At 70.8% G+C, this 24,855-nt stretch carries 25 protein-coding genes; 12 read left to right on the forward strand and 13 right to left on the reverse strand.

Translation table 11 applies throughout. The features are described 5' to 3' along the window. Positions 1 to 103: 103 nt before the first annotated feature. Together O7621_RS06685 and O7621_RS06690 are read left to right on the forward strand one after the other, a co-directional pair. Positions 104 to 2,191, forward strand: a complete 2,088-nt coding sequence (locus O7621_RS06685; RefSeq protein WP_282233217.1) for a S9 family peptidase — start codon at positions 104 to 106, stop codon at positions 2,189 to 2,191. Positions 2,192 to 2,352: 161 nt separating this feature from the next. Continuing rightward, positions 2,353 to 2,709 (forward strand): STAS domain-containing protein, encoded by a 357-nt coding sequence (locus O7621_RS06690; protein ID WP_282233218.1) that lies wholly within the window; start codon positions 2,353 to 2,355, stop codon positions 2,707 to 2,709. Here O7621_RS06690 and O7621_RS06695 read toward each other — a convergent pair. Next, positions 2,627 to 4,093 carry an MFS transporter gene (locus tag O7621_RS06695; protein WP_282233219.1) on the reverse strand — a complete coding sequence of 489 codons (1,467 nt, stop codon included), beginning with the start codon at positions 4,091 to 4,093 and terminating at the stop codon, positions 2,627 to 2,629. The genes O7621_RS06690 and O7621_RS06695 overlap by 83 nt on opposite strands. Before the next feature lie 50 nt (positions 4,094 to 4,143). Between O7621_RS06695 and O7621_RS06700 the strand changes: the two genes are divergently transcribed. After that, positions 4,144 to 4,845: a FadR/GntR family transcriptional regulator gene (locus tag O7621_RS06700; protein ID WP_282233220.1), complete on the forward strand. Its 702-nt coding sequence runs from the start codon at positions 4,144 to 4,146 to the stop codon at positions 4,843 to 4,845. 146 nt (positions 4,846 to 4,991) lie between these two features. Here O7621_RS06700 and O7621_RS06705 read toward each other — a convergent pair whose 3' ends face one another. Then, entirely contained in the window at positions 4,992 to 5,627 is a 636-nt protein-coding gene (locus tag O7621_RS06705; RefSeq protein ID WP_282233221.1) for a hypothetical protein, read from the reverse strand. A 205-nt stretch (positions 5,628 to 5,832) separates the two neighbouring features. Here O7621_RS06705 and mscL point away from each other — a divergent pair, with 205 nt between their 5' ends. The 5 genes from mscL to O7621_RS06730 all read left to right on the forward strand — a co-directional run bounded on the left by mscL (position 5,833) and on the right by O7621_RS06730 (position 8,064). Further along, positions 5,833 to 6,237, forward strand: coding sequence for a large conductance mechanosensitive channel protein MscL (gene mscL, locus O7621_RS06710; protein ID WP_282233222.1), 405 nt, complete (start codon positions 5,833 to 5,835; stop codon positions 6,235 to 6,237). An 87-nt stretch (positions 6,238 to 6,324) separates the two neighbouring features. Then, positions 6,325 to 6,501 carry a hypothetical protein gene (locus tag O7621_RS06715; protein ID WP_282233223.1) on the forward strand — a complete coding sequence of 59 codons (177 nt, stop codon included), beginning with the start codon at positions 6,325 to 6,327 and terminating at the stop codon, positions 6,499 to 6,501. A gap of 65 nt (positions 6,502 to 6,566) precedes the next feature. Continuing rightward, positions 6,567 to 6,857: a hypothetical protein gene (locus tag O7621_RS06720; RefSeq protein WP_278173204.1), complete on the forward strand. Its 291-nt coding sequence runs from the start codon at positions 6,567 to 6,569 to the stop codon at positions 6,855 to 6,857. Between the two features lie 7 nt (positions 6,858 to 6,864). Then, positions 6,865 to 7,218 carry a hypothetical protein gene (locus O7621_RS06725; RefSeq protein ID WP_282233224.1) on the forward strand — a complete coding sequence of 118 codons (354 nt, stop codon included), beginning with the start codon at positions 6,865 to 6,867 and terminating at the stop codon, positions 7,216 to 7,218. 150 nt (positions 7,219 to 7,368) lie between these two features. Then, a complete protein-coding gene (locus O7621_RS06730; RefSeq protein WP_282233225.1) occupies positions 7,369 to 8,064 on the forward strand; it encodes a DUF6642 family protein in 696 nt (231 codons plus the stop codon). A 58-nt stretch (positions 8,065 to 8,122) separates the two neighbouring features. Here O7621_RS06730 and O7621_RS06735 read toward each other — a convergent pair whose 3' ends face one another. The 4 genes from O7621_RS06735 to O7621_RS06750 all read right to left on the reverse strand — a co-directional run bounded on the left by O7621_RS06735 (position 8,123) and on the right by O7621_RS06750 (position 9,468). Beyond that, positions 8,123 to 8,386, reverse strand: coding sequence for a hypothetical protein (locus O7621_RS06735; protein WP_282233226.1), 264 nt, complete (start codon positions 8,384 to 8,386; stop codon positions 8,123 to 8,125). Between the two features lie 13 nt (positions 8,387 to 8,399). Then, on the reverse strand, positions 8,400 to 8,675 hold the full coding sequence (locus O7621_RS06740) for a hypothetical protein (RefSeq protein ID WP_282233227.1): 276 nt from the start codon (positions 8,673 to 8,675) through the stop codon (positions 8,400 to 8,402). Positions 8,676 to 8,795: 120 nt separating this feature from the next. Beyond that, positions 8,796 to 9,146, reverse strand: coding sequence for a hypothetical protein (locus O7621_RS06745; protein WP_282233228.1), 351 nt, complete (start codon positions 9,144 to 9,146; stop codon positions 8,796 to 8,798). A gap of 4 nt (positions 9,147 to 9,150) precedes the next feature. Then, positions 9,151 to 9,468: a recombinase family protein gene (locus O7621_RS06750; protein ID WP_282233229.1), complete on the reverse strand. Its 318-nt coding sequence runs from the start codon at positions 9,466 to 9,468 to the stop codon at positions 9,151 to 9,153. A 256-nt stretch (positions 9,469 to 9,724) separates the two neighbouring features. Here O7621_RS06750 and O7621_RS06755 point away from each other — a divergent pair, with 256 nt between their 5' ends. Continuing rightward, the gene (locus tag O7621_RS06755) at positions 9,725 to 10,609 is read left to right on the forward strand and encodes a helix-turn-helix transcriptional regulator (RefSeq protein WP_282233230.1); all 885 of its coding nucleotides are present in this window, start codon (positions 9,725 to 9,727) and stop codon (positions 10,607 to 10,609) included. Further along, positions 10,606 to 10,803 (forward strand): DUF397 domain-containing protein, encoded by a 198-nt coding sequence (locus tag O7621_RS06760; protein ID WP_282233231.1) that lies wholly within the window; start codon positions 10,606 to 10,608, stop codon positions 10,801 to 10,803. Before O7621_RS06755 ends, O7621_RS06760 begins: the two co-directional genes overlap by 4 nt. A gap of 1,085 nt (positions 10,804 to 11,888) precedes the next feature. Here the strand turns inward: O7621_RS06760 and O7621_RS06765 are convergent. After that, positions 11,889 to 14,129: an ATP-dependent RecD-like DNA helicase gene (locus O7621_RS06765; RefSeq protein WP_282234475.1), complete on the reverse strand. Its 2,241-nt coding sequence runs from the start codon at positions 14,127 to 14,129 to the stop codon at positions 11,889 to 11,891. A gap of 52 nt (positions 14,130 to 14,181) precedes the next feature. After that, positions 14,182 to 16,155, reverse strand: coding sequence for an ABC transporter ATP-binding protein (locus tag O7621_RS06770; protein ID WP_282233232.1), 1,974 nt, complete (start codon positions 16,153 to 16,155; stop codon positions 14,182 to 14,184). A 200-nt stretch (positions 16,156 to 16,355) separates the two neighbouring features. On the opposite strand from O7621_RS06770, the gene O7621_RS06775 reads away from it, so the two are divergent. Together O7621_RS06775 and O7621_RS06780 are read left to right on the forward strand one after the other, a co-directional pair. Then, positions 16,356 to 16,934, forward strand: coding sequence for a hypothetical protein (locus O7621_RS06775; protein ID WP_282233233.1), 579 nt, complete (start codon positions 16,356 to 16,358; stop codon positions 16,932 to 16,934). 97 nt (positions 16,935 to 17,031) lie between these two features. Then, the gene (locus tag O7621_RS06780) at positions 17,032 to 19,062 is read left to right on the forward strand and encodes an AAA family ATPase (RefSeq protein WP_282233234.1); all 2,031 of its coding nucleotides are present in this window, start codon (positions 17,032 to 17,034) and stop codon (positions 19,060 to 19,062) included. A 22-nt stretch (positions 19,063 to 19,084) separates the two neighbouring features. On the opposite strand, the gene O7621_RS06785 is transcribed toward O7621_RS06780, so the two are convergent. From O7621_RS06785 to O7621_RS06805, 5 genes are all read right to left on the reverse strand, one after another. After that, positions 19,085 to 21,154 carry an AAA family ATPase gene (locus O7621_RS06785; RefSeq protein ID WP_282233235.1) on the reverse strand — a complete coding sequence of 690 codons (2,070 nt, stop codon included), beginning with the start codon at positions 21,152 to 21,154 and terminating at the stop codon, positions 19,085 to 19,087. Positions 21,155 to 21,162: 8 nt separating this feature from the next. Continuing rightward, entirely contained in the window at positions 21,163 to 21,336 is a 174-nt protein-coding gene (locus O7621_RS06790; RefSeq protein ID WP_282233236.1) for a hypothetical protein, read from the reverse strand. Further along, positions 21,333 to 22,226, reverse strand: a complete 894-nt coding sequence (locus tag O7621_RS06795) for a DUF2993 domain-containing protein (protein ID WP_282233237.1) — start codon at positions 22,224 to 22,226, stop codon at positions 21,333 to 21,335. Before O7621_RS06795 ends, O7621_RS06790 begins: the two co-directional genes overlap by 4 nt. A gap of 152 nt (positions 22,227 to 22,378) precedes the next feature. Continuing rightward, on the reverse strand, positions 22,379 to 23,341 hold the full coding sequence (locus tag O7621_RS06800; RefSeq protein ID WP_282233238.1) for an SEC-C domain-containing protein: 963 nt from the start codon (positions 23,339 to 23,341) through the stop codon (positions 22,379 to 22,381). Further along, a complete protein-coding gene (locus O7621_RS06805) occupies positions 23,292 to 24,854 on the reverse strand; it encodes a HAMP domain-containing sensor histidine kinase (RefSeq protein ID WP_282233239.1) in 1,563 nt (520 codons plus the stop codon). Before O7621_RS06805 ends, O7621_RS06800 begins: the two co-directional genes overlap by 50 nt. Position 24,855 lies beyond the last annotated feature (1 nt).

The raw sequence follows: 24,855 nt of genomic DNA on the forward strand, positions 1-24,855 counted from the left end.
AGTCACCCCCCGCGCTGATCGTACACGTGTTCTAATCGATCCGGATGGCCGTGCGGTGTGCCGCCGCGACCGGGCGGCCCGCTCCGGGCGGTACCGTGGCCGGGTGACGACCCAGACACCGGTTCCGCCGACCGCCAAGCGTGTCCCGACCGAGCGCGTCCACCACGGCGACACGGTCGTCGACGACTACGCCTGGCTCGCCGCCAAGGACGACCCGGACACGATCGCCTACCTGCAGGCGGAGAACGCCTACACCGAGGGTGCCACGGCACACCTCGCCGCGCTGCGCGAAACACTGTTCGGCGAGACGAAGCGGCGTACCCAGGAGACCGACCTGTCGGTACCGACCCGCAAGGGCGACTACTGGTACTACACCCGAACTGTCGAAGGCCAGCAGTACGGCATCCACTGCCGGCTTGCCGTCCGGCCCGGCGATTCGGCCCCGCCGGCCACTGTCGACGGCGTGTCGATCGACGGCGAGGAGATCCTGCTCGACGGCAACGCCCTCGCCGAGGGGCACGACTTCTTCGCGATGGGCACCTTCGACGTCAGCCCGGACGGCCGCTGGCTGGCGTACTCCACCGACTTCTCCGGCGACGAGCGCTTCACCCTGCGGATCAAGGACCTGGCCACCGGCGAGGTGCTGCCCGACGAGGTGCCGTCGACCTTCTACGGCACCGCCTGGTCGGCCGACGGCAGCGCGCTGTTCTACCTGACCGTGGACGACGCGTGGCGGCCGTACCGGGTCTGGCGCCACCAGATCGGCACCGGCGCGGACCGCGACGTCATCGTCCACCAGGAGGACGACGAGCGGTTCTGGGTCGGCGTCGAGCTGACCCGCTCCGAGCGGTTCATCCTGATCGACGCGCACAGCAAGACCACCAGCGAGGTACGGGCACTGCCGGCCACCGACCCGACCGCCGAGCCGGTGGTCATCGCCCCGCGCCGGCAGGGGGTGGACTACTCGGTCGAGCACCATGGGCACCGGTTCCTGATCCTGCACAACGACGGCGCGGAGGACTTCGCCCTCGCGTACACCTCTGTGGACGCCCCCGGCGACTGGGTTCCGCTGATCGGGCACACCCCCGGCACCCGGCTCGAATCGGTGGACGCGTTCGCCAACCACCTGGTGGTGTCGCTGCGTACTGACGGACTGACCGGGCTGCGGGTGCTCCCGGTCGGCAGTACCGACACCTTCGACATCGAGTTCCCCGAACCGATCTACAGCGTCGGGCTGGACGCCAACCCCGAGTACACCACCACCAGCCTGCGGATCCGGTACACCTCGCTGATCACCCCCGACTCCATCTACGACTATGACCTGGTCACCCGTGACCTGGCGCTGCGCAAGCGCAAGCCGGTGCTCGGCGGCTACGACCCCGCCGGCTACGAGCAGCACCGGGAGTGGGCGGTCGCTGATGACGGCACCCGGGTGCCGATCTCGGTGGTGTGCCGCGCCGGGACTCCCCGGGACGGTTCCGCGCCGTGCGTGATCTACGGGTACGGGTCGTACGAAATCAGCATGGACCCCTGGTTCTCGGTGCCCCGGCTGTCGCTGCTGGACCGTGGCGTGGTGTTCGCTGTCGCGCACGTGCGAGGCGGCGGTGAGCTGGGCCGACGTTGGTACGACGACGGCAAGATGATGGCCAAGAAGAACTCGTTCACCGACTTCGTGGCCTGCGCCCGACACCTGGTGAAGGCGGGCTGGACCACCCCGGACCGGCTGATCGCCCGGGGCGGCTCGGCCGGTGGGCTGCTGATGGGCGCGGTGGTCAACCTCGCCCCGGACGCGTTCGGCGGCATCGTGGCGCAGGTGCCGTTCGTGGACGCGCTGAACACGATCCTCGACCCGACGCTGCCGTTGACGGTCACCGAATGGGAGGAATGGGGCAACCCCCTGGAGGACCCCGACGTGTACGCGTACATGCGCTCGTACACCCCGTACGAGAACGTCGCCGCGGTCGATTACCCGCCGATCCTGGCCGTGACCAGCCTCAACGACACCCGGGTCTTCTACCACGAGCCGGCGAAGTGGGTGGCGAAACTGCGCGCGGTCGCCCCCGGCGGGTCGTACCTGCTGAAGACGGAGATGGGTGCCGGTCACGGTGGCCCGAGCGGGCGCTACGACGCCTGGCACGAGGAGGCCTTCGTCACGGCCTGGATCCTGGACCGGGTGGGGCTGGCCGGCTGACCCGGCCAGCCGGGTGCGACCCGCCGTCGCCGCGATGACGCCGGCCGCGGCGGGTCGCCGACCGGCCTGGGGGATTATGGTGACAGGGGCAACGAACTCCCGGTCCTGCGCGGACGACAGCAAGTGGAGTACCGTTCGAGCGGAATGGCTGGAGGTCTCGAATGTCCCTGACGGTGCAGACGGAGCAGCGTGGCGACATCGTCGTCGTGTCGGTCGGTGGTGAGTTGGACATGGCCACCGCACCCCAGCTCCAGGACCAGATAACGGATCTACTGGACAAAGGTCGCAGTCGGCTGGTCTTCGATCTGGCCGACGTGTCGTTCTGCGACTCCACCGGTCTGTCGGTCTTCGTCCGGGCGAAGAACGGGTGCGACGAGGCCGGCGGCGTCGTCCGGCTCGCCGCACCGCAGCGCGGGGTGCTGCGCATCCTGGAGGTCAGCGGCCTGGTCGAGGTCCTGCAGACCTTCCCGACCGTCGACGAAGCGGTCTCGGCCCCCCAGCCGGCTCCGGCCGACTGATTGCGGCGGTGCCCGCCTCGTCCTCGATCCAGCGGGGTCGGGCGATCGCCCAACCCGTACCGGTCTGCACCAGTAGCGCCACACCGAGCAGACCGATCGGCACCAACCAGCCGCCGGTCTGCTCGTAGAGCAGACCCACCGTGAGCGGGCCGAGTGCGGCGATCAGGTAACCGGTGCTCTGGGTGAACGCCGACAACGACACGACGCCGGCCCCGGTCCGGGCCCGGAGCCCGATCATTGCCAGCGCCAGCGGGAAGGTGCCCTGGCCGAGCGCGAGCAGCACCATCCACGCCAGGGCACCCTCGTACGGCAGCCAGAGCAGCCCCGCGTAGCTGAGTGCGGACGCCACGGAGGTACCGAGCACAAGCGGCCGCAGACTCGACATCCGGGTGGCCAGCGTCGGCATCAGCAGCGCGATCGGCACAGCGACCGCAGTGACCCCGGCCAGCAGCAGCCCGGCGGTCTCCGGTCGGAAACCGGCGTCGCGGAAGACCTGCGCCAGCCAACCCATCTGCGCGTACGCGCCGAACGACTGCGCGCCGAAGAAGCCGGCCATCAGCCAACCGAGCCGGGTCCGGCCCGGTCGAATCACCGCTGTCGCGCCCGGCCCCGCCAGCGGCCGCAGACCGGCGCCCCGCTTTGTCGCACCGACGATCGTCGCCGCCGGGCGTCGTCGGTCCCGCCAGGCGACCGGCACCCAGAACGCCGCGGCGGCGACTGCGATCAGCGCCCAGAAGCCGAGTCCGGCCCGCCAACTGCCGGCCGCGTGGGCGATCGGGACCGCGGTGCCGGCCGACACCGACGCGCCGATCGTCAAGGACATCATGTACGCACCGGTGACCAGGCCGGCCCGATGCGGGAAGTACTGCCGGACCAGCATCGGCAGCAGCACGTTCGCCACCGCGATCCCGGCCAGGGCCAAGGCGCTGGTCGCCACGAACAGCCAGGCAGAGCTGGTGGTGACCCGGAGCAGTTGACCGGTGGCGAGCGCCGCCATCGAGGCCACCAGCAGCCGTGGTGGCGAGAACCGGCGGACCAGCCAGGGGGTGAACGCGCCGACCGAGGCGAAGGCCAACGCCGGCAGCATGGTCACCACGCCGGCCAGCAGGCCGGACAGCGCCAGGCCGGTACGAACCTCGTCCAGCAGCGGGCCGAGGCTGGTGATCGCCAGCCGCAGGTTGAGCGCGACGAGGATCATCGCGATCAGCACCACGACCGTGCCGCGCCGGCCGGCCCCGCCGGTCGCCGTCCCGGCCGGCGCAGTGGCCTGCGCCGGCCGGGTCCGCCCTGGTGCGCCCGGCCCGGATGAGGCCGGCCTCGGCACGGTCGACCCCGGTGCGGTCCGGGTAGCCGGGCGGCCGGTGAGGGCGGTTGGCGGAGTCATGTCGACCATCCTAAAATCATGGGATGATTTATGGTCGGGTGATGTAACCGATGACACCCTCGGCAGCTTCCCCGCCGGTACCCGCCGGCCGGTCCGGCACTTCCCGCAGGTCCCGGCAGACTCTGGTCCGGCAGGCGATCGACTCGCTGCGCGAGCAGATCGCCGCCGGCGACTGGCCGCTCGGCACCCGGATCCCGACCGAGCCACGGCTGGCCGAGGCGCTCGGCGTTGGGCGCAACACGGTCCGGGAGGCGGTACGCGCGTTGGTGCACGCCGGCGTCCTGGAGTGCCGACAGGGCTCCGGCACCTACGTGATCTCCACTGACGAGTTGGCCGGCGCGGTGGCCCGCCGCTGCGCCACCGCCGAGTGGCGGGAGACCGTGGAGGTCCGCCGGGCGTTCGAGGTCGAGGCGGCCCGGCTCGCGGCGCAGCGACGTACCCCGGCGGATGTGGCTTCACTGGACGCGGCGCTGGCCGACCGCGAGGCGGCCTGGCGCGGGGGCGACCTGGCCCGGTTCGTCGACGCGGACCTGACGCTGCACCGGGCGATCATGGCCGCCGCACACAACGTGATGCTGGCCGAGTTGTACGACTCGATCGGCGCGGCGATGCGGGCCACCGTCGCTGAGGCGGTCGGCCCGGACCTGCACCCGGACCGGCACGTCGACCACGCCCGCCTGGTCGCGGCGATCCGCGACGGGGACCCGGATCGGGCGGCCCGGGAGGCGGCCGTCTACCTCGGCACCGACTGACCCGAGACCGCTTGCGCAAGACCGGCCCGTGACGCTCACGCAACGAGGGCCGGGCCCCGGGGGGGCGGGGCCCGGCCCTCGTGCTGACCAGCGGCGTTGCGCGGTAGTGCTGCGCTGCGGCGCGCTGCTGCGGATGGTGCGGTGGGTCAGCTGTTCCAGTGCTGGGCGACCAGTTCGGCGGCCTGGGTCTCCCACTGGGCGTAGTGGAACGGGAACGCCGACACCTGGACGGTCTGGGCGGCCTCGGTCAGCGGCATGTCCTGCCAGCCGTCGACGGCCCTGAGCCCGTTCAGGAACGCGGTGGTGGAGTACTCGACGTCGGTGATCTGCTCGACGGTGCCCCAGCCCGACGACGGGCGCTGCTGGAACAGGCCCTGCGAGTCGTGGTCGTTGCGGTCACCGAGGTGGCCGAGGTTCTCCAGCTTGGACTCCTGCAGGGCGGTGGCGATGGCGACCACGGCGGCCCGCTCGTCCATGCCGGCCTTCTTCGTGGCGGCGATGATGCCCTTGACGTTGTCGGTCTGCTCGCCGGACAGGGTGATGCGGGACTGTTCGCCCTGCACGCCGTGCGGGGTCAGCTTGTCGGTGTCGACGCGGTCGCTGGTGGCGCCGGTGTCACTGGTGGTGACGGCGGTGTCCGGGGTGGCGGCCTGGACGCCGGGGGTGTGCTGGGCGGCCAGAGCGGGGGCGGCGATCGCGCCGCCGGCCAGGGCCAACCCGGCGATGCCGAGGGCGGTGTTACGCAGCTTGTCGCGGAGCGTACCGGTGATGATCGTGTTCATGGGGGGTCCACCTCTCCGTGCCGGGGGGATCGCCGTTCCAGGTGGTCGTGCGGTGCGGGGGCGGACCATGCACAACGACAGCCGGTCACCAGGCATTCCACCGCGCTGCCGGGGCCGGGCGGCGGGGCGTGCGCTGGCGGGGCGGGCAGATCGTCGCGGTAGGTTGTCGACCGATTATTCCGCTCAGCTGCCGGGAGTGCCCCTCATGATCAACGGCTTCAAGAATTTCATCCTGCGCGGGAACGTTGTCGACCTCGCGGTCGGCATCGTCATCGGAGCGGCGTTCACCGCCGTGGTGACCCAGTTGACCAAGTCGTTCCTGGAGCCGTTCATCAGGCTGCTGTCCGTGCTGCTGACCGGCGAGGAGGGCATCGGCGGTGCCGGGTTTGAGTACCGTGGCGTGGTCTTCGACTGGCCGGCCTTCGTAAACGCGGTGATCACCTTCGTGCTCACCGCCGCCGCGCTGTACTTCCTGGTCGTCATGCCGATGAACCGGCTCGCGGAGCGTCGGCGTCGGGGCGAGGAGCCGCCGCCGGCCGCGCCGAGCGAGGAGATCAAGTTGCTCACCGAGATCCGGGACGCGCTGGTGACCCGTCGCACCGACCGCTGACTTCGGAGACCTCTCCGTAGTTGCCCTATCACTCCCAGCAGTTGAAAAATGGCGGCGGCGGGACGTGATCTGCGTGACACTTGACACATGGAGCAGCTAGCCGGGATCACGTCCCAGGACTGCGCAACCCCTACCCGACCCGTCGCCGACCTCGGTCGGCCGACCGCCCAACCCGCTGGCGGGCGGGCGGTGGCCACCCTTGTCCGGCCCCGCTGTGACGACCCCACCTGCGGCACCTGCTACCAGCGGCCGGAGACGGACTGACCGCCGTACCCGGGTCGGTCGCCCGATCCGGTGGCCACCCACCACCGCCGTACCCACTCGAACAAATGTTCGATAGGGTCCGTCGGGTGGAGCAGCGTAAACACTGGTGGAACGGCAGTTGGGGGCGGCTGGCCCGGCGGGACGTGTTCCTCCGCGCCGACGCCGACCGGTGGTTCGTCGAGGCCCGCGTCGGCGGCGCCGAGGGCAGGTCACGGTTCACCGAGTACGACACCGAGGAGTCCGCGTACGACGCGGTCCGTCGCCTGATCGACGGCCCCGGCGCCTGGCGCGAGGTCTCCGACGGACGGTTTGTCGCACGCCGACACGGGGAACCGGACGTCCATGAACGCGGCTGACGCATCTGTGACAGACCGGATCACCACCGGCATGCCGGTGGTCGACGCACGGGGTGAGGAGATCGGCACCGTCGCCCTGGTCCGTCCGGCGGATCCGAACGCGGTGACGGTAGAAGGCGCGGTCGATCCGCAGGACGCGATCGGCGACGAGGTGCCCCACCCGCAGGTGGGCGACGAGCCAGCCACCGCGCCCGACGTGGCGGCCCGGCTGCTGCGTACCGGCTTCATCAAGATCAGCACGACGGAGCCGGCGGCGCTGGCGGGCGGCGTCGGCTACGCCAGCGTCGAACAGTTGGCGGCGGTCGACGCCGGGGTGGTCCGTCTCGCGGTGCCCCGGTCCGAGGTGACACCGCCGGCCTGACCGGCGGTATGGTCACTGACCGGACCGACAGGCGGGCGGCGGGCCCGGCCGGGCTGCCGATCGGGCGGCCGGGCCGGCTGCGGACCTCGGTGGTCCGGGCTGGCTGCTGGCCTGGGCGGTCCGGCGGGCGATCCGACGGTGGGAGGCGACGTGGCGCGCGGTGGCGTCTTCTGCATCGAGGGGCAGTGGCATCGCGACCTGAACGAGCGCGGCTCGGTGCTGCCGACCCTGGAGCTGCTGGAACGGCTCAGCCGGATCCGGTTCATCCACCGCGACGCCGCCACCCCCGACGAGCTGGCCTACTTCCTGGACCGCTGGCTGCTGCGCCAGTACGCCGACTACCGGGTCGGCTTCTTCGCCATGCACGGCGAGCCGACCAAACTGTGCCTGACCGAGCGGCACCACGTCGACCTGGACGACGTGGCCGAGCAGATGGCCGGCCGGTGCGCCGGCAAGCGGCTGTACTTCGGCAGCTGTTCCGTGCTCCGCGCCTCCGACGCCCGGATGCGCGAGTTCCTCGCCACCACCGGGGCCTCGCTGATCTGCGGCTACACCCGGGAGGTCGACTGGGTGGAGTCGGCGGCGTTCGAGACGGTGCTGCTCGACGTGCTCGCCAACGGGGTCTACAACAACGCCGCCGAGCTGCGGATGGGCTCGTCGCACTGGGCGCCGCTGGCGGCGTACCTGGGGTTCCGGATCGTCTACGCCAACGGCCGTACCTGGCGCCCGGCGGGCCGGCAACGCGGGTCGGTCGGCCAGACGCCGGGGCCGGCGAGTCCGCCGCAGGTGCCGGCGCAGGGCAGTGGTCGCGGCGGTCGGGCCAGCCGTACGTCTGCCGGCAGATAACCACCGCCGGCAGACGTACCGCTGGCGTACGCCGATCGCCCGATCGCCACTGGCGGCATCACCATGTGGTGGTGGGCGGTAGGCGGTAGCCGAGTTGCTGGCCGTAGGTCATCAACGGGCGCAGGGTCGGGACCAGTTCGGTCGCCTGTGTGGTCCAGTGGTGTCCCCGGTTGCTGTCGAGTCGGCGGTGGCGGGCCGATGTCGTCTGCCGTTGTCGCCGCGACTCGCGGCGCAGGTGGTGCAGCCGCTGGGAGGCCGTCGGCCGGCCGGAGCGCCAGTCGAGCCAGCGTAGCCACCAGTCACGGATCATCTCGGTGATCATTTCTCTCCCTTGATCAGTTGGTCGATGGTCGGGTTTCTGTGTGCCGGGGCAGTCGGTAGAGTCCGTGGCGCTGGACGAATATCTCCCGCCGTTCGGCGGCGTTGCCGTACCGGTCGATCACGTATCCGGCCAGCCAAATCCACCCGTCGTAGGTCCACTTGCGGTCGACGGCGATGACCCGGAGTCGGATGGCGCGGTCGTCGGCGAACTGGACGCTGGCTTGCCGGCCGATGATCAGGACGTCGCCGGGTTTCGGCTCGGGCGTGGCGAGTAGTCGGTTACCCGTCACGCCGATCCGCTATCGGGTAGGTCGTACGCCCGCAGTCTGGGCACCACCTGGATTTGATCTTGAACGACCACAACCCGGCGCAGAAGCCGAGTAGCGCTGCGCCGATAGCCGCCCCGATTCCTAGCATGGCCGCATTCTCCTGTCGCAGGTGTCGATGGCTTCGAGGTCGAAGATGAGCGCGTCTGCCGCGTGAAGTTCCTCGATCAGGTCGTCGAAGAGGTGGCTGTGGTGTGCGGAGAGGGTTTCGTGGGCGGGGACGATGATGTGGTGGGCGTCCTCGACGAGGAGGTCATGCATGAGGTGGTCGAACGCGGCTCGGCTGGTCGCGCGTTCGATGAAGACGGCGGTCAGCTCGTAGTCGTGGCTGTCGGCGAACTGCTGCATGCGTCGCTCGGCTTGGTCCACGATGGCGTTGCTGGTGTTGGCGTGCGGCGGCAGTAGGCGGATGTAGCCGTACAGCGGCAGTTTCATGGGTTCAGTTCTCCTGCAGGGTGTGGACCTGGACGCCGGTGTCTTCCAGCGCGTTGAGAAGGTGGTGCTGGACCACCGGGTGCGTGGAGAGGTGCGCAAGGCTGGGCGTGATCACGCGCCGGGCGTTGGAGCGGCGGGTCTCTTCGATCAGTGCGGTGAGGGCGGGGCGGTTCAGTGCGCTGTCGTACTCATGGAAGAGCCCTGCGAGGCAGTAGCCCTCGTGCTCGGCCCAGAACTTGAGGGCGAGTTCCATCTGCCGGATGTCGCCGTCGAGGGTGTCGCGGTCCACCCGCAGGTAGCCGTACATCAGCGGCTTCACCATGGAGCCCTCTTCGAGTCGAGCGGGACCGACGACATGTGCCTGCTCGGGCGACCACTCGCCGGCTGCTGGGCGGTGCGGCATGCCCGGGTATCGAAGACGAGTAGAGCACTGCGTGTATCGATCTGCAAGACTTCATTTAGGGTACCCATAAGTCGGTCATAGAGAGCGAAGCATGCATTGCAAAACAGGCGTACGGGTGCTTTCATCGTGAGTGACAGGATCGCCTCGCCGTGAGGCGAGGAGCGGAGGACGAGACATGGCGGAAGGACCGACAGGGTCAACGGTGCCGAGACGGCAACTGGGTCGCTGCCTGCGTGATCTCCGGATGCAGGCCCGGTTCACGGTCAGAGCTGCTGCCGATGCTCTGGAGTGGAGCGAAGCGAAGATCTGGCGGATCGAGACCGGGCAGACGTCCATGCGATCGCTCGACGTCGAGCAGATGTGCCGTGTCTACGGCGCGTTGGCCGAGACGACGACATCGCTCATGGCTCTCGCCAAGGAGACCAAGAGCAAGGGCTGGTGGCTGTCGTACACCGACGTCATCAACGAAGGATTCGACGTTTACATTGGCCTGGAGGAGTCCTGCAGTCACTTGCGGTGGTACGAAGCTGAGCTCGTGCCAGGACTACTGCAAACCGCAGACTACGCCCGTACGCTGATCGAGGCCGACAACCCCGGCACGGAGCCGGACGAGATCGCCCGACGGGTTAAGCTTCGCATCGCCCGGCAGGCGCTGCTCACCAGACCGGTCGCGGCACCGGAGCTGAGGGTGGTGCTCAACGAGTCGATCCTCCGTCGGCCGGTGGGCGGGCAGGAGGTCATGAGCGCCCAGCTGGAACGGCTGATCGCCGTGAGCGAGATGCCGAACGTGGCACTGCGGGTGCTGCCCTTCGCGGTCGGGACACACGCCGGCATCATGTCGGGTTCGTTCGTCGTGTTGGAGTTCCCCACCAACGGCAACGGCCAGGCCACCGAACCACCCACAGTCTACGTCGACGGTTTCACCGGGGCGCTGTTCCTGGACAAGCCGCATGAGATCGACCGGTACGAGGCAGCATTCACCAACATCTGGGACGCCTCGCTCGATGAACAGGCATCGAGGCAGGCAATCAGGGACGCGATGAAGGAGATGGGCAAATGATCACTGGCGATGTTTCAGCGGCTCGTTGGTTCACGTCAAGCCGGAGCAACGGACAGAACAACTGCGTCGAAGTGGCCGACAACCTGCCCGGCCGGGTCCTGGTCCGGGACACCAAGAACCGCGACGGTGGCACCCTGACCTTCGCGCCGTCCGCGTGGCACTCGTTCGTCGAACTGGCCAAGCAGCACCACTGATCGCTTGACGCCTACCCCGGCGGACAGCCAACGAGCGCCGACCCCGCCTCAGCAGGGTCGGCGCTCCTGCATCGCGCGCCGGACGCGGTGAGTCAGGGCCGCCTGATCGCCGGCCGGGTTGGTCGGTCCGCTCTGCGCTGCGAAGGCTCCGTCATGACGTCCGTGAGCGCGGACCCTTCGCGGAGCTGTTTACGCAGCTCAAGTATGGTTCGAGAGTGGACGTCGGTGGCGTTTGGGCTGTCGTCGTGCTCTCTCCGGGCGGACCCTTCGCGGACCGCTCGCTCCGCCGCAGGTCAGGAGGGGTAGAATCGGTATTCTGTCGCAGCTCTCTCGGGGCCTGCCCTTCATTGAGGCATGCCGCTGCCCTGGATCACGGTGATCAGGCCCTCGTGTCGCAGCTCTCTCGGGAGCTGTCCTTCGGTGTAGATCGCTCTCCGGCTCTAGCGAGCCCGGAAGGTGGCTGCGTCGAGGTGAGGATTACGCACGTTATTCATGCGTTTTAACGTGCGTCATCCTCACCTCGAAGTGGGCGGAGTATGGCAGACAGTGCCGTTGGTGAGGACGCGCCTACACCGGCGGCGAGGCCTTGGCTTGATCGCCCTCTCGTGGACGGAAGGCAAGCAGGTCAGCCGCATGGGGTAGCCGGATCGCCGGAGTCAGCTCCCGCATGGCTAGGAGCACCGCGATCGGGCCGCGACTCAGGGGCCGCGTCCACGGTCTGCCGGTCACCAACCGACAACGACTGCCAGACCTGACCGGCCGTGCACATGCTGCAGAGCCCACCGATGTGCTCAGCGTCAGCGACCGAACATCGCGCCGTGCAGCCGGGACAAGTGAAGTGGAACTGACCGGATCATGCAGCGGACGAATTCGAGCCAGCAACCGTGTCGACGACATGTGAAATTGGCTCTGGCGACGGTCGAAGTTTGACCAGCGCCCAGCGGCCCAAGGGCTTGTTCGAGATGACGATGAGGCTGGCGCGTTCGTAGCGGGCTGAGATACACGGCCTGCTCGACACCAAGATCCTCATCCTGGCCGGCAGGTGCGCATTGACCCAACCCGTACATGATATTGATCATCATGGGTCAGTCGTCGGGTGCCAGGCGGTGGGTGAGTGCGGTGTGCCGGCGGCCGGCCCCGGCGGTCCGGACCGCGATTGCGATCGCCTTGCGGGAGCCGACCAGCACGACGAGCTTCTTCGCCCGGGTCACCGCCGTGTAGAGCAGGTTGCGCTGCAGCAGCGTGTACGAGCTCATCGTCACCGGGATGACCACCGCCGGATACTCGCTGCCCTGTGAACGGTGCACGGTGATCGCGTACGCGTGCTGCAGCTCGTCCAGTTCGTCGAACTCGTATTCGATGTCCTCGTCCTCGTCGGTGCGCACGGTCAGCTTGCGCTCCTCGGTGCTGACCGCGGTGACCACCCCGATGGTGCCGTTGAAGACTCCGGCGGTGCCCTTGTCGTAGTTGTTGCGGATCTGGATGACCTTGTCGTTGATCCGGAACACCCGGGCGCCGTGCCGCCGCTCCGGCCGGTCGTCGCGCGGCGGGGCGAGCGCCTCCTGCAGGGCGGTGTTGAGGTTGCCGGCGCCGGCCGGCCCTCGGTGCATCGGCGCGAGCACCTGGATGTCGCGGGCCGGCACCCGGAACTTGCGCGGGATCCGCCGGGCGACGATGTCCACCACCAGGCCGGCGACCGCCTCCGGGTCGTCGGCGGCGAACAGGAAGAAGTCGGCCATGCCGTCGGTGCGCGGCTGCTCGCCGGCGTTGATCCGGTGCGCGTTGACCACCACCCCGGACTCCTGGGCCTGCCGGAAGATCCGGGTCAGCCGTACCTGCGGTACGGCCGGGGCGGCGAGCACGTCGCGCAGCACCTCGCCGGCACCGACCGACGGCAACTGGTCGACGTCGCCGACCAGCAGCAGGTGGGCACCGGGCGCCACCGCCTTGACCAGCTTGTTGGCCAGGATCAGGTCGAGCATCGAGGCCTCGTCGACGACGATCAGGTCCGCGTCGATCGGGTTGTCCCGGTCGTACGTCGGATCGCCGCCGGGCCGCAGCTGCAGCAGCCGGTGCACGGTGGCGGCCGGGTGGCCGGTGAGCTCGGTCATCCGTTTCGCCGCTCGGCCGGTCGGCGCGGCGAGCACGATCTTGGCGCCTTTGGCAGCGGCCAGCGTGATGATCGACTTGACGGTGAACGACTTGCCGCAGCCGGGGCCGCCGGTGAGCACCGCGACCTTCGAGGTCAGCGCCAGGCGTACTGCCTGCTCCTGTTCGGGGGCGAGGTCGGCGCCGGTGCCGGCGCGCAGCCAGGCCAGCGCCCGGCCCCAGTCGACGTCGGCGAACGCCGACAACCGGTCGGCGCGGTGCTGCAGCAGCCGCAGCAGGCTGCCGGCCAGTGAGCATTCGGCGCGGTGGAACGGCACCAGGTAGACGGCCGGGATGGTGCCGCCCTCGCTGGTCGGGTTCGGCACCGCCTCGCGTACCACGCCTTCCTCGGCGACCAGCGCGGTGAGCGCGTCGCGGACCAGTTCGACGGCGACGCCGAGGATGCCGGCGGCGTCCGTACACAGGTTGGGCTCCGGCAGGTAGCAGTGGCCGTTGTCGGCGGCCTCGGAGAGGGTGTACTGGATGCCGGCCTTGATCCGTTCCGGGCTGTCGTGCGGGATGCCGACCGCCTGGGCGATGGTGTCGGCGGTCTTGAACCCGATGCCCCAGACGTCGGCGGCCAGCCGGTACGGCTCGTTGCGGACGATCGAGATCGACCCGTCGCCGTACTTCTTGTAGATCCGTACGGCGAGTGAGGTGGTGACCCCGACCCCCTGCAGGAAAATCATCACTTCCTTGATCGCCTGTTGCTCGATCCACGCCTTGGCGATCAGCGAGGTCCGTTTCGGCCCGAGACCGGGGACTTCGACCAGCCGGCCAGCCTCTTCCTCGACGACCCGTAGCGTGTCGGCGCCGAAGTGGGCGACGATCCGGCCGGCCATCTTCGGCCCGATTCCCTTGATTAGGCCGGAGCCGAGGTAGCGTTCGATGCCCTGCACGGTGGCCGGCAGCACCGTGGTGTACGAGTGGACCTCGAACTGTCGGCCGTACTTCGGGTGCGACCCCCACCGGCCGACCAGCCGGACGCTCTCCCCGGGCTGTACGCCGAGCAGCGAGCCGACCACGGTCAGCAGGTCGGTGCCGGACCGCTCGGTGGCGACCCGCGCGATGGTGTAGCCGGTCTCCTCGTTGGCGTAGGTGATCCGTTCCAGGACCGCCTCCAGCACCGCTGCCGGAGCCCGGGTCGGCGGCGCGGCCGAGGTGGCGGCAGAGGGCATGGCTGGCGGCGTGGCCGGGGCGGTGGGTCCGGTGGTGGCGGTCACCGATTGATTATCCGACCGGCGTGTCGGCGTACCCGCTCGCCTGCAGTTCGAACAGTTCCCGGTACAGCCCGTCGGCGGCGAGCAGTTCGTCGTGCGTACCGGCCTCGACCAGCCGACCCGACCGCAGCACGTAGATCCGGTCGGCCTGACGGACGTTCGCCAGCCGGTGGGTGATCAGCACGACAGTCCGGTCGGGTCGGCGTTTGAGCTGCTGAAACAAGGCGTGTTCGGCGCGGGCGTCCAGCGCGGCGGACGGTTCGTCGCAGATCAGCAGCGGCGCGTCGCGGTAGATGCCACGGGCGGCGACCAGCCGCTGCCACTGGCCACCGGAGAGGTCGTGACCCTCCCGGAAGTTGCGGTCGAGCAGAGTCCGATACCCCCGGGGCAGGCTCTCGATCATGTCGTGGGCGGTGGCGGCGGTCGCCGCATCCACCATGGACGGCCGTACCCGGTCGCGCTCCGCCCGGTGCTGGTCCGGCTGACCGTACCCTGACCGGTCGAGGTCCGGTCGGCCGATAGTGATGTTCTGCCCGGCGGTGAACGGGAACCGCCACCAGTCCTGGCTCACCACCGCGACCTGGCCGGCGAGCCGCTGCGGGTCGATCTCGTCGATGTCGACGCCGTCCCAGCGGATGGTGCCGCTGCTCGGCCGGTACAGCCCGGCGATCAGCTTGGCCAGCGACGACTTTCCAGAGCCGTTCTCGCCGACCAGCGCGATCACCTCACCCCGACGCAGGGTCAGGCTGACTCCGTCGACCGCCGGCCGGTCGGTGTCCGGGTAGCTCAGGCTGACGCCGTCCAGCTCGATCTCGTCGTACCCGCCGATCCGCCGGCCGCCGGCCGGCGGCACCTGCCGGTCGGCGCGGGCCAGGAAGTCGCGGTAGTCGCGGTAGTACAGGGCGTCCTCGTACAGCGAATTGGTGGCGTGGATGGCGGTGTTGAGGTTGGCCCGGGCGGCCTGGAGCGCGATCATCGCGGTGGCGGCGGCGGCCAGCGGGATCATGCCGACCAGGAGCAGACCGCCGAGTACGGCGTAGACGACGAAGGTGGCGGTGCCGCTGAACGCGCCGCCGACGACCCGGGTGCCGGTCTGTGCCCGGACCAGTCGCAGCTGGGCCCGGGTCTCGGTGGTCATCGTGCGGTGGTACTCGCCGAGCAGGAAGTCCCGCATCTGGTAGGTGCGGATTTCCGCAGCGGTGTGCCGGTTGGCCATCAGGTGGGCCAACATCCACATCCGTCGCCGGCGGGTGATCCGGGCCAGCAACGCGAGGTACTCGCGGCGGGCGATCCGAATGGCGGTGACGGCGGCCGGTACCGCCGCCAGCAGCAGACACGGCAGCAGCAGCGGCTCGATGACGGTGACCGCTGCGGCGGTGGCGGCCACCCCGACGACCCCGGTGGTGAGGTTCACCGCGTCATCGACAATGGACGCCGCTTCGACGGTGCCCCGGTCGCGGGCCCGGTCCATCTCCTCGGCGAAGCCGGCGTCGTCGAAGGCGGCCAGCTCCACCGACGTGGTGGCCTCGAACAGCCGTAGCTCGGCCCGGTAGGTGACCTGTGGCATCAGCCGGGCCTGGGCCCAGCCGGCGGCGATGGTCAGCCCGCCCCGGGCCGCTACGGCGAGCGCGGCGACGGCGAGCGCTGGAGCGGCCGCGCGGATCCGGTCCGGCGTCGGCCCGGAGGCGAACAGTTCCCGCAGTACGCTGCTGGTGGCCAGCAGCCCGAAGGTGGTCATCACCCCGGCCACGACGTTCAGCCCGATCGCGGCGACCGTGTCGCGTGGGCTCACCGACCAGGCCAATTTGACCGCCTCGGCGAGGATTCCGGGCAGCCGGCGGGCGACCGTCCAGAAGCTGGTCTCGGCGAACCCGCGGGCGTGGTGCATCCAGTCCGCGTCGGCGAGTTCGGGCAGCGCCTCGCGGTCATCGGGAGAGTTGGATGGTTGGGTGGCAGCGGAAGCCTTTTGCCGAATAGGCCACATACGTCCAAATCCTTTGTTGTCGGCCTGCCGCAGGGGCTGACGGAACGTAGCGTGGAGGCTACTGAAGGATATGTGGTCGGTGATGCCGGTGAGTGTCGTACCGGATATCCATGGCAAACTCTCGATCCGGTGGCGCACGGCCGCCCACCGTGCCGGCGGCGCACGGCCGCACACCCCCGACGGAAGAGAGCCACCGACCAATGGACCAGCAGCAACTGCAGACGCTGCGACAGATGCACGTACGGCAACGCATCCGGCCAGTCGTCAATCAGTACGAGGTCCGCGCCGTCGGCCCGGACGGCGCACCCGGGCCGCTGCTCGCCTTCGCCCAGCAGAAGCGGCTGGCCTTCCGTGAACAGGTCACTTTCTACGCCGACGACCAGCGTCAGCAGCCCGTACTCGGCTTCAAGGCCCGGCAGGTGATCGACCTCGGGGCGACCTACGACGTGACGGACGCCGCCGGCCACCCGATCGGACTGTTCCGCAAGGACTTCACCCGGTCGCTGCTGCGCTCCACCTGGCACCTGGAGCAGCCCGGCCTCGGCATGGCGACCGGCGCGGAGCGCAACATGGTGGTCGCCGTGCTGCGCCGGATCGGCGACCTGCCCCCCTGGCTGCCGTACCACTTCGACTTCACCATCGACGGCCAACCGGCCTTCTCCGTGGTACGCAAGTGGAGCCTGCGGGACAACTACCAGGTCGACATCCACCACCCGCAACTGGACCGCCGCCTGGTGATCGCCATGGCCGTCGCACTGGACACCCTGCAGTCACGCTGACCTGCCGATCCCGCCCCGGGACGACTGGTGGTCCCATCCCGGCTGCCGGGCCGGGGAGGCCGCTGGCGTACCGGCTTCACTAAGATATCGATTTGTGATGGCCGGATGTGGGCAAGCGACCACCAGTCTGGACCGACGGCTGCGGCAGACCCGGGAGCACCACTTCGTCGGCCGGGCCGCCGAGCTCGCTCTGCTGCGGCAGGCGTTGGAGCGCGCCCCCGAGCCGCTCGGAGTGCTCTACCTGCACGGGCCGGGCGGCATCGGCAAGTCCACCCTGCTGCGGTACTTCAGTGACGAGGCGGCCGCCGCCGGGCGACGCGTGGTGCATGTGGACGGCCGGGCGGTCAGTCCGTCACCGGCCCGCTTCGAGCTCGCCGCCGGCGACGCGCTGGCCGACGACACGGCGGTGCTGCTGGTTGACTCCTTCGAGCACTGCCAAGGGCTGGAGGACTGGCTGCGGGACCGGTTTCTGCCCCGACTGCCGGAGTCCGTCCTGGTGGTGCTGGCCGGCCGGGGCGGCCCCGGGCCGCAGTGGCGGGCCGATCCGGCCTGGCGTGACCTGCTGAAAGTGATCCCGATGGGCAACCTGTCCCGGGAGCATGCGGTCGCGCTGCTCAACCGCCGGGGCGTACCGCCGGATCTGCATCCGTCGGTGTTGTCGTTCGCCGGCGGTCACCCGCTGGCGCTGCGGCTCGCAGCCGAGGTCGCGGTCACCCACGACGCCGCCACCGCCGCCTGGCGGCCCAGCCTGAACGTGGTGGAGACCCTGCTCACCCAGCTTATCGGGGAGACGCCGTCGCCGCTGCACCGGCAGGCGCTGGAGATTTGCGCGCACGCCCAGACGACCACCGAAGGACTGCTGCGGGCGGCCCTGGACCGCGACCCCGGGCCGATCTTCGCCTGGCTGCGTGAGTTGCCGTTCATCGAGTCCGACACCCGCGGCCTGCGCCCGCACGACGTGGTCCGCGACGCGCTCAACGACGACCTGCGTTGGCGTGACCCGCAGGGCTACGAGACGATGCACCGGCGGTTGCACGCCTACCTGCTCGAGCAGGCGTTGGCCGCCACCGGGCCGGCGGTGCTGCCGGCGGTCGGCGCAATGATGTACCTGCAACGGCACGCGCAGGAGATCCGCCGCTACTTCACCTTTGCCGGCGAGGGCGAGGTCTACGAGGATCCGTACCAGCCGGCGGACCGGCCGACGGTGCTGGACCTCGCTGGCGAGGCCGAAGGCCCGGAGTCCGCCGCGCTGGTCGGCTTCTGGCTGGACCGCCAGCCCGAGGGCTGCCACGTCTACCGCAGCTCCGGCACCGGCGAGGTGGTGGGCTTCATGATCTGGCTGGACCTGGACGACCCGCAGCCGGCCGAGCTGGAAGCCGATCCGGTCGTCGACACCGCCTGGCGGCACTGCCGGGCCAGCGCCCCACTGCGCGGCGGCGAACACATCGGTCTGGCTCGATTCATGGTGCATCCCCCGTCCTACCAGCGACCGTCGCCGGTGACCGACATGATCCAGATGCGGATGCTGGCCCACTACCTGCATGACAAAGGGCTGGCCCTGCACTACCTGGTACTGCACGACGCTGAGTTCTGGGGGCCGCACCTGGCGTACTTCGACGACCATCCCGTCGAGACGGTGCCGCAGGTCGGCGGACGCCCGTATCATCTGTTCTTCCACGACTGGCGGGTCACGCCGCTGATGCACTGGCTCGACCACAACCAGCGGCAACTGTTGTACGGGCTGCAGCCGCGTACCGCCCGGCCCGGCGCCGACCTGCTGGTGTTGTCCCGCCCCGAGTTCGACGCGGCGGTCCGGTCCGCGATGCGGGCCTGGCGCCGCCCCGACGCGCTCGCCGCCAACCCGCTGGTCCGTACCCGGCTGGTCGCCGACCGCCCGGACGGCGACCCGGTCGACGCGCTGCGCGGCGTACTCGGTGCCGCGCTCGACGGCCTGCGCGACGACACCCGGTCACACCGGGTGCTGGTCACCACGTTCGTGCACGGCACCCCGACGCAGGAGGCGGCGGCGGACCGGCTCGGCCTGCCGTTCAGCACCTACCGGCGGCATCTGACCCGGGCGTTGGACCGGATCAGCGATGCCCTGTGGCACCGCGAACTGCACGGCTGACTCAAGTTGAGCGACGGTCGGGTCACGACTCCCGGCGCCACAACAGCTCACAGACCCGGTCGATGGCGGCCCGCAGATGCCGCTTGTACGTGCTGGTCGGTAGGCCGAGCCGGTCCGCCGCCGCCTCCTGGGTGGTCGGCCCGGCGAGGTAGGTGGCGGACAGCACCCGGTACAGCTTGGCGTCGCGGGGGTCATGCCGCAGCGACTCCGCCGCGTCGGTCAGCAGCGTCCGCAGCGTGTCCACCGGGTCCCGGACGCTCGACTGATCGGCGGCGGAGCCACCCCCGGGGTCGACCACCAGCCGGCTGCGGGTCAACGGGTTGGCCCGCAGTGCCGACCCGTCGTGCAGCCGCCGCAGCGCCGACCGGACCGCCGCGTCGAAGTCGGGCCGGGACAGCACCGTGTGGACCGGGGTCGCGACGGCGGTGCTCGCGCCGGTCGAGGACCGGGCCGGCGCAGCGGTCAGCGGCCACGCGGTCACCCGGGCCGCCCACACGTCCACCGGGACCGCCCGCCAGTCGTGCGCGTACAGGTCGTACGCCCGGCCGTCCACCACCGGCCGGGGCCGGACCGGCTGGTGGTCGATGAACTCGGCCACTCCGACCGCCTCGTCGGCAAGCGTGAGGAACGACCAGGCGAGCCGCTGCGACCGAATCCACCACTGCAGGGTCCGGACGTGCATCAGATCCCGGACTGCGGAGCGCCGCCGCGCCGCCAGCGGGTAGCTGAACCGGGTGAGCAGGATGTGTTCGCCGGCCCGTGGCTGCGCGGCTGCGGCATGCCGCCACACCGCCGCGACCACCGGGTCGGCGGCGACCTCGTCCGGATCCGGACCGGTCAGCCGCAGCGTCACCTGGAACCCGGCGACGGCCCCGTCGTGCGAGCGCCGGTAGACGTCGAACGCCTCCGGTTGGCGGTCCAGCCAGAAGCCGACCAGATCGTCGGTCCCGTCGCCGGATTCCCGCACGATCCGTCGCAGGGTGGCGTGGTCGCCGGGTGCCATCTGGTCCGGGTAGACCGCGCCGCCGCCGTGGCGCAGCGCGAACGGCGCCATCACGGCGGTGTCCTGCAGGATGTGGTACAGCGAGCGGACCGCCGGTAGGACGGCGTCGCCGCTGGCGGCCCGTGCCCGGTGCAGCAGGTGGGCCGCCACCCGGGCGTGCATCACCTGGTAGCCGTGCGGGTCCCGCCAGCGCAGATCCGCGTCCAGCACACTGCGCACCACGTCGTGCGGGACGACCCCATCACGGTCACTTTGGACGAACGGTAGCCGGCGCAGCCAGGCGAACAGCTCCGCCGCCGCCTCACCGACCACCGAACGCAGCAGGTCCTCGGTGGTGGTCAGCGCGTGTGAGCAGGTCTCCAGCGCGAGCCGATGCTGCGCCGACGGCACCTCGCCGACCAGGTGGTGCAGCAGGGTTGCGACGACGTCCGGGGTCGGTGTCCAGGTGGCGGCGGCCCGCCGGTCACCGACGGCGACCGCGGCGGAGAGGTTGAGCGCGAGCGGATGGCCGCCGGCGAAGCGCAGCACCGCGTCCCAGAGCTCACGCGGTACGCCGCGCCGGTCCAGCAGTTCGGTGGCCGCGTCCGGCGGCAGACCGCCGAGGCTCTCCACCCGCAGTACGCCGGACCAGCCGAGGTCGGCCTGCCACTCGCAGTCCGGTGCCTGCCGGCCGGCGACCACCACGACGACGCCGTCCGGGATGCGCGGCAGGAACCGGTCCCGCAGCCAGCCTTCCAGGCCCTGGCAGCGTTCGAACGTGTCGACGAGCAGGACGGCCGGCGCACCGCTGAGCGCGGCGTAGGCGGCTGCGGTGAATCCGGCCGGGGACGGGTCGATGCCGGCACCGTCGACCTGGACGACGATCCGGCCGGCGTCGCGGGCGAGGGCGGCGAACCGACGCAGCAACATGGACTTGCCGATACCGCCGGGGCCGTGCACGAACCACACCGGACATCCGTCGTGCGTGCCGGCCAGTGCGGCCCGGAAGGCGTCCAGTTCGGCAGTACGGCCGACGAACGCCTCCTCGCGGGCCGTTCCCAGTCGGTTTGCCAGCCGCCCAGCCACCGCACCCCCCGTGATCTGGTCCACCCGGCATACTACGGTGGGTTACCGCCGGTGCTGAACGGCAGCCCTGCTCCTGCGTCGAGTGGTCGACCCGCTTCGCCGGCCGGTAGCAGCCCGTCGCGCTGGGTGTCCGTCTGGGTGTCCCCGCCGGCCGGCCGGCCGAAGCCGGCGATCAGGTGGACGGCACCGGTCTGCACCGTGTTCACGCTGACTCCCCGCACTTGTCGGTCCCTGACGGCGTCGCCCGCCCGGCGGGTCGCAACTCGTCGCCGCCGACGGCGACGGACTCGCCGGTGATCTCCAGGCGCAGCCCGTCGGCGGTCGCGGTCAGCCCCTGGTACGCCAGCCCGGCCGGCAGCTCGGGCAGTTCCCGTTCGATCCGGCGTTCGCCGAGGGCACCGGCGCCGACGGCACCGGCCAGCTGGTCGGCGGAGCGGCGCAGCCCGAACACCTCGACCTCCACCGGCTCGATCCGCAACATCCGGCCGTCGAGCACGGGTACGGCGTACACGGTCACCGGCACGGCCTGGCCGAAGACCGTCGCCGTCACGTCGACGATCAGCTGGCCGTTGTCGCTGCCGCGAATCCGCACGTCGGCCCCGGCGAACAGGCCGCCGCCGGAGTCCGCGGCCTCGCTGTCGGACCGGTCCTCGGCCCCGCCGTCGGCCCGGTTGCCGGCCAGCGCGTCCAGTCGCGTGAGGTCGACCGTGAGCGCGGCGTACAGCCGACCGATCCGGATCTCGACCGGGCCCGACCCGGCGGAGCCGGCACCGGCCGCCGCCAGGTCGCCGTCGATCTCGACGTCGGACACCTCGGCGGTGACCCCGGCGATCGGCAGTTCGCTCTGGCCGACGCCGTCGGCGGTGACGGTGAGACCGGCGAACCGGCCCGCCAACGCCTGCGTCACGAACGGGAAGCCGTGTACGTCGACCTGCGGCGGCTCGGCCAGCCCGAGGACACAGCCGGCGGCGTCGGCGAGCCGGCCGCCGACCACCCCGGCGGCGATCCGGTCCGCGACGACCAGACTCCCGGGGATCAGCAGCGCCGCGGTGAGCAGCAGCCATCCCCGCCGGTTGCGAGGTCTCCAGATGCGCATGCCCCGATCACACCCGGCTGTGGTGCAAGCCGGACGTGAGTTCGATGAGAACCCGTTATGAACTGAGTCCCTGTCGTTTCCGGCAGCGGCTCGGGCGTAGGTACGGTGGTCGAGTCGTAGCTGCAGCGACGAGGCCGGGTCGGACTACGGCGTCACGAGCCCAGGCCTGCTCGGCCGCAGCACTTCTTGTACTTGGTGCCCGACCCGCACCAGCACGGATCGTTGCGTGCCGGTGGCCAGACAATCGTGTCCTGGTCGGCGACCAGCTGGGCGTACCGGGTCTTCACCGCCGAGTCGAGCGGCGACTCACCGATCCGCTCGGCGAACTCCGACAACCCGGCAACCGTGGCTGGCACCACGCGGATGGCCGGCACCCCGCTTTCGGCCAGGCCGCGCCAGCGACGCTCCGCCGCCGGGAAGTACGCCTCGTCAGGGTCGACGTACGCGTCGGGCCACCGGCGGCGGGCCTCGGCCCGCTCGGCGCGCTGAAACACCAGCAGCCGCAACTGGTCAGGCTTCCGACCCGACTCGAAGTGCTCACGCGCCTCGTCCAGGGTCGTCGGCAGTCCGGTCGATTCGGCCATCCGCTGCGCCGGTGCCGCCGGAGCTATCTCGTCGGTGGCGTCGGCCGGCAACCCGAGCCGGCGCCGGACCTCGCGGCGGCCCCGGACCAGCACCGACGACATCTGCATCCAGCCGTTCGGCCCGCGCAGCGCCTCGAGATCGTCCGCCGTCAGGCGAGCGACGGCCCGGTCGTACCAGACCAGCGCCGCCGGCAGGTCACCGCGTTCGGCCAGCAACTCGGCGACGAGAGTGCACTGTCCCTCACTGAGGTCGGGGTCGCGGGCGAGCCGGGCCAGCTCCTCGTACGCCTCGCTGTCCGCCCCAGCCTCGAACTCGATCCCGACCAGGTCGCACCGGGCGTAGCAGCCGTCCACGCCGCCCGCCGCGATCAGCTCGGCGAGCAGCTTGCGTGCCCGGTCGAGTTGGCCGGCCGCCCGCCACGCCTCGGCCGCTTCCAGCAGGAGTTCGGCCCGCTCGTCCGGATACTTCTCCGCGTCGGCCTCAATCGCCGCCGCCCGCGCGGCGGCCTGGTTCGCCGGTTTCGTCGCCACGGCCGGAGACCGTACCCGTTGTGCCCGTCGACGTCACCGCGACACTCCCGTTGGGCGCCGGTCCGGTGGGGACGGTGAACCAGATGGTGGTCCCGCCGCCGGGAGTGGTGCCGACACCGACCTCGCCGCCGAGAGCCCGTACCGTGCCGGCGACGATCGCCAGCCCGAGCCCGCTGCCCTCGGCTGCGCCGCCCGCCGCGTCCGCCCGGTAGAAGCGGTCGAAGATTCGCTCGGCGGCCCTCGGCGTCAGCCCCGGTCCGGTGTCCGACACCGCCACCCGCACCAACCCGGCGTCGGCGTGCACCGACACCTCGGCGTTCGCCTCGACCGGCGTGTGCGCCCGTACGTTGGCCAGCAGGTTCGCCAGCACCCGCCGTAACGCGTCCGGGTCACCGGCGACGAGCAGATGCGGCGGCGAGTCCAACGCGATCACCCGTTGCGGCTCGACAGCGAGCGCGTCGGCGACCGCGTCGCGAGCCAGCACGGCGATGTCGACCGGCTCGTCCCGCAGCTGCGGCTCGGCGTCCAACCGGGCCAGAAACAGCAGGTCGGACACCATCTTGGACATCCGGGCTGCCTCCTCGTCGAGCCGGCGCAGCACGTCCGGCCGGCGCTGCTCGTCGACCATGTCGCCGCGTAACAGCTGGGTGTAGCCGCGGATCACGGTCAGCGGGGTGCGCAGCTCATGCGACGCGTCCGCGACGAACGACCGCATCCGCTGTTCGGATCGCTCCCGCACGGCCAACGCGGCGAGGATCCGGTCCAGCATGCCGTTGACCGCCAGGGTCAGCCGGCCCGCTTCGGTACGCCGTACCCGTCGGGGGTCGTCGGTTATCGGCACCCGGCGGTCCAGCTGCCCACCGGCGATCGCGTCGGCGGTCCGCGCGATGTCGTCCAACGGCCGCATCCGGGCCACGATCAGCATCCGGGCCAGAAACGCCAGCAGTACGGCGACCGCCACCGACACCAGCACCTCGATGCCGAGCAGCCGCGCCACGGTCTCCCGGACCGGGGCCAGCGGCAGCCCCAGCAGCACCACGCCGGGGCCGGCGTCGACGGTCACCACCCGGTACCCCCCTTCCGGCGTGGTGATGCTGGTCAGCGGGGACCGCCCGCCGGGCGGCGGGGCCGGTGCGGCGTCCAGCAGCGGGGTCGCCGGCACCGGCGCGGTCGACGCGAACCGGGTCAGCTCGCCGTCACCGGTGCGGAACTCCACCAGAAACTCGGTGGGGCCGATCACCGCGCGTACCGTCTGGTCCCGCAGGTCCCGCTCGCCGACCCGGGCGATCTGCCGGCTGCCGCTGGCGACCAGCGCGGCGGCGGTGGTGAGCTGTTCGTCGGTGCGGTTCATCAGCTGCTGGCGCATCGCGACCGCGCTGACCACGCCGGTGATCAGCAGCGCGGCGCAGGTGAGCGCCACGGTGGCGGCGATCAGCGACCCGCGCAGCGACCAGCGCGGTGCCCGCCGGGTGCGACTGCGCGGTGCCCGCCGGGTGCGACTGCGCGGCAGCACG

The organism is Solwaraspora sp. WMMD937 (assembly GCF_029581175.1).
Classification (GTDB): domain Bacteria; phylum Actinomycetota; class Actinomycetes; order Mycobacteriales; family Micromonosporaceae; genus Micromonospora_E.

Bases quoted from the DNA above. Each gene is read 5' to 3' on its own strand.
- O7621_RS06775 (WP_282233233.1), top strand. From the start codon at position 16,356: ATGGACCAGCAGCAACTGCAGACGCTGCGACAGATGCACGTACGGCAA.
- O7621_RS06745 (WP_282233228.1), bottom strand. From the start codon at position 9,146: ATGAAACTGCCGCTGTACGGCTACATCCGCCTACTGCCGCCGCACGCC.
- O7621_RS06720 (WP_278173204.1), top strand. From the start codon at position 6,567: ATGTTCGATAGGGTCCGTCGGGTGGAGCAGCGTAAACACTGGTGGAAC.
- O7621_RS06795 (WP_282233237.1), bottom strand. From the start codon at position 22,226: ATGCGCATCTGGAGACCTCGCAACCGGCGGGGATGGCTGCTGCTCACC.
- O7621_RS06755 (WP_282233230.1), top strand. From the start codon at position 9,725: ATGGCGGAAGGACCGACAGGGTCAACGGTGCCGAGACGGCAACTGGGT.
- O7621_RS06750 (WP_282233229.1), bottom strand. From the start codon at position 9,468: ATGGTGAAGCCGCTGATGTACGGCTACCTGCGGGTGGACCGCGACACC.
- O7621_RS06705 (WP_282233221.1), bottom strand. From the start codon at position 5,627: ATGAACACGATCATCACCGGTACGCTCCGCGACAAGCTGCGTAACACC.
- mscL (WP_282233222.1), top strand. From the start codon at position 5,833: ATGATCAACGGCTTCAAGAATTTCATCCTGCGCGGGAACGTTGTCGAC.
- O7621_RS06700 (WP_282233220.1), top strand. From the start codon at position 4,144: ATGACACCCTCGGCAGCTTCCCCGCCGGTACCCGCCGGCCGGTCCGGC.
- O7621_RS06695 (WP_282233219.1), bottom strand. From the start codon at position 4,093: ATGACTCCGCCAACCGCCCTCACCGGCCGCCCGGCTACCCGGACCGCA.
- O7621_RS06735 (WP_282233226.1), bottom strand. From the start codon at position 8,386: ATGATCACCGAGATGATCCGTGACTGGTGGCTACGCTGGCTCGACTGG.
- O7621_RS06760 (WP_282233231.1), top strand. From the start codon at position 10,606: ATGATCACTGGCGATGTTTCAGCGGCTCGTTGGTTCACGTCAAGCCGG.
- O7621_RS06765 (WP_282234475.1), bottom strand. From the start codon at position 14,129: ATGCCCTCTGCCGCCACCTCGGCCGCGCCGCCGACCCGGGCTCCGGCA.
- O7621_RS06770 (WP_282233232.1), bottom strand. From the start codon at position 16,155: ATGTGGCCTATTCGGCAAAAGGCTTCCGCTGCCACCCAACCATCCAAC.
- O7621_RS06715 (WP_282233223.1), top strand. From the start codon at position 6,325: ATGGAGCAGCTAGCCGGGATCACGTCCCAGGACTGCGCAACCCCTACC.
- O7621_RS06780 (WP_282233234.1), top strand. From the start codon at position 17,032: ATGGCCGGATGTGGGCAAGCGACCACCAGTCTGGACCGACGGCTGCGG.
- O7621_RS06690 (WP_282233218.1), top strand. From the start codon at position 2,353: ATGTCCCTGACGGTGCAGACGGAGCAGCGTGGCGACATCGTCGTCGTG.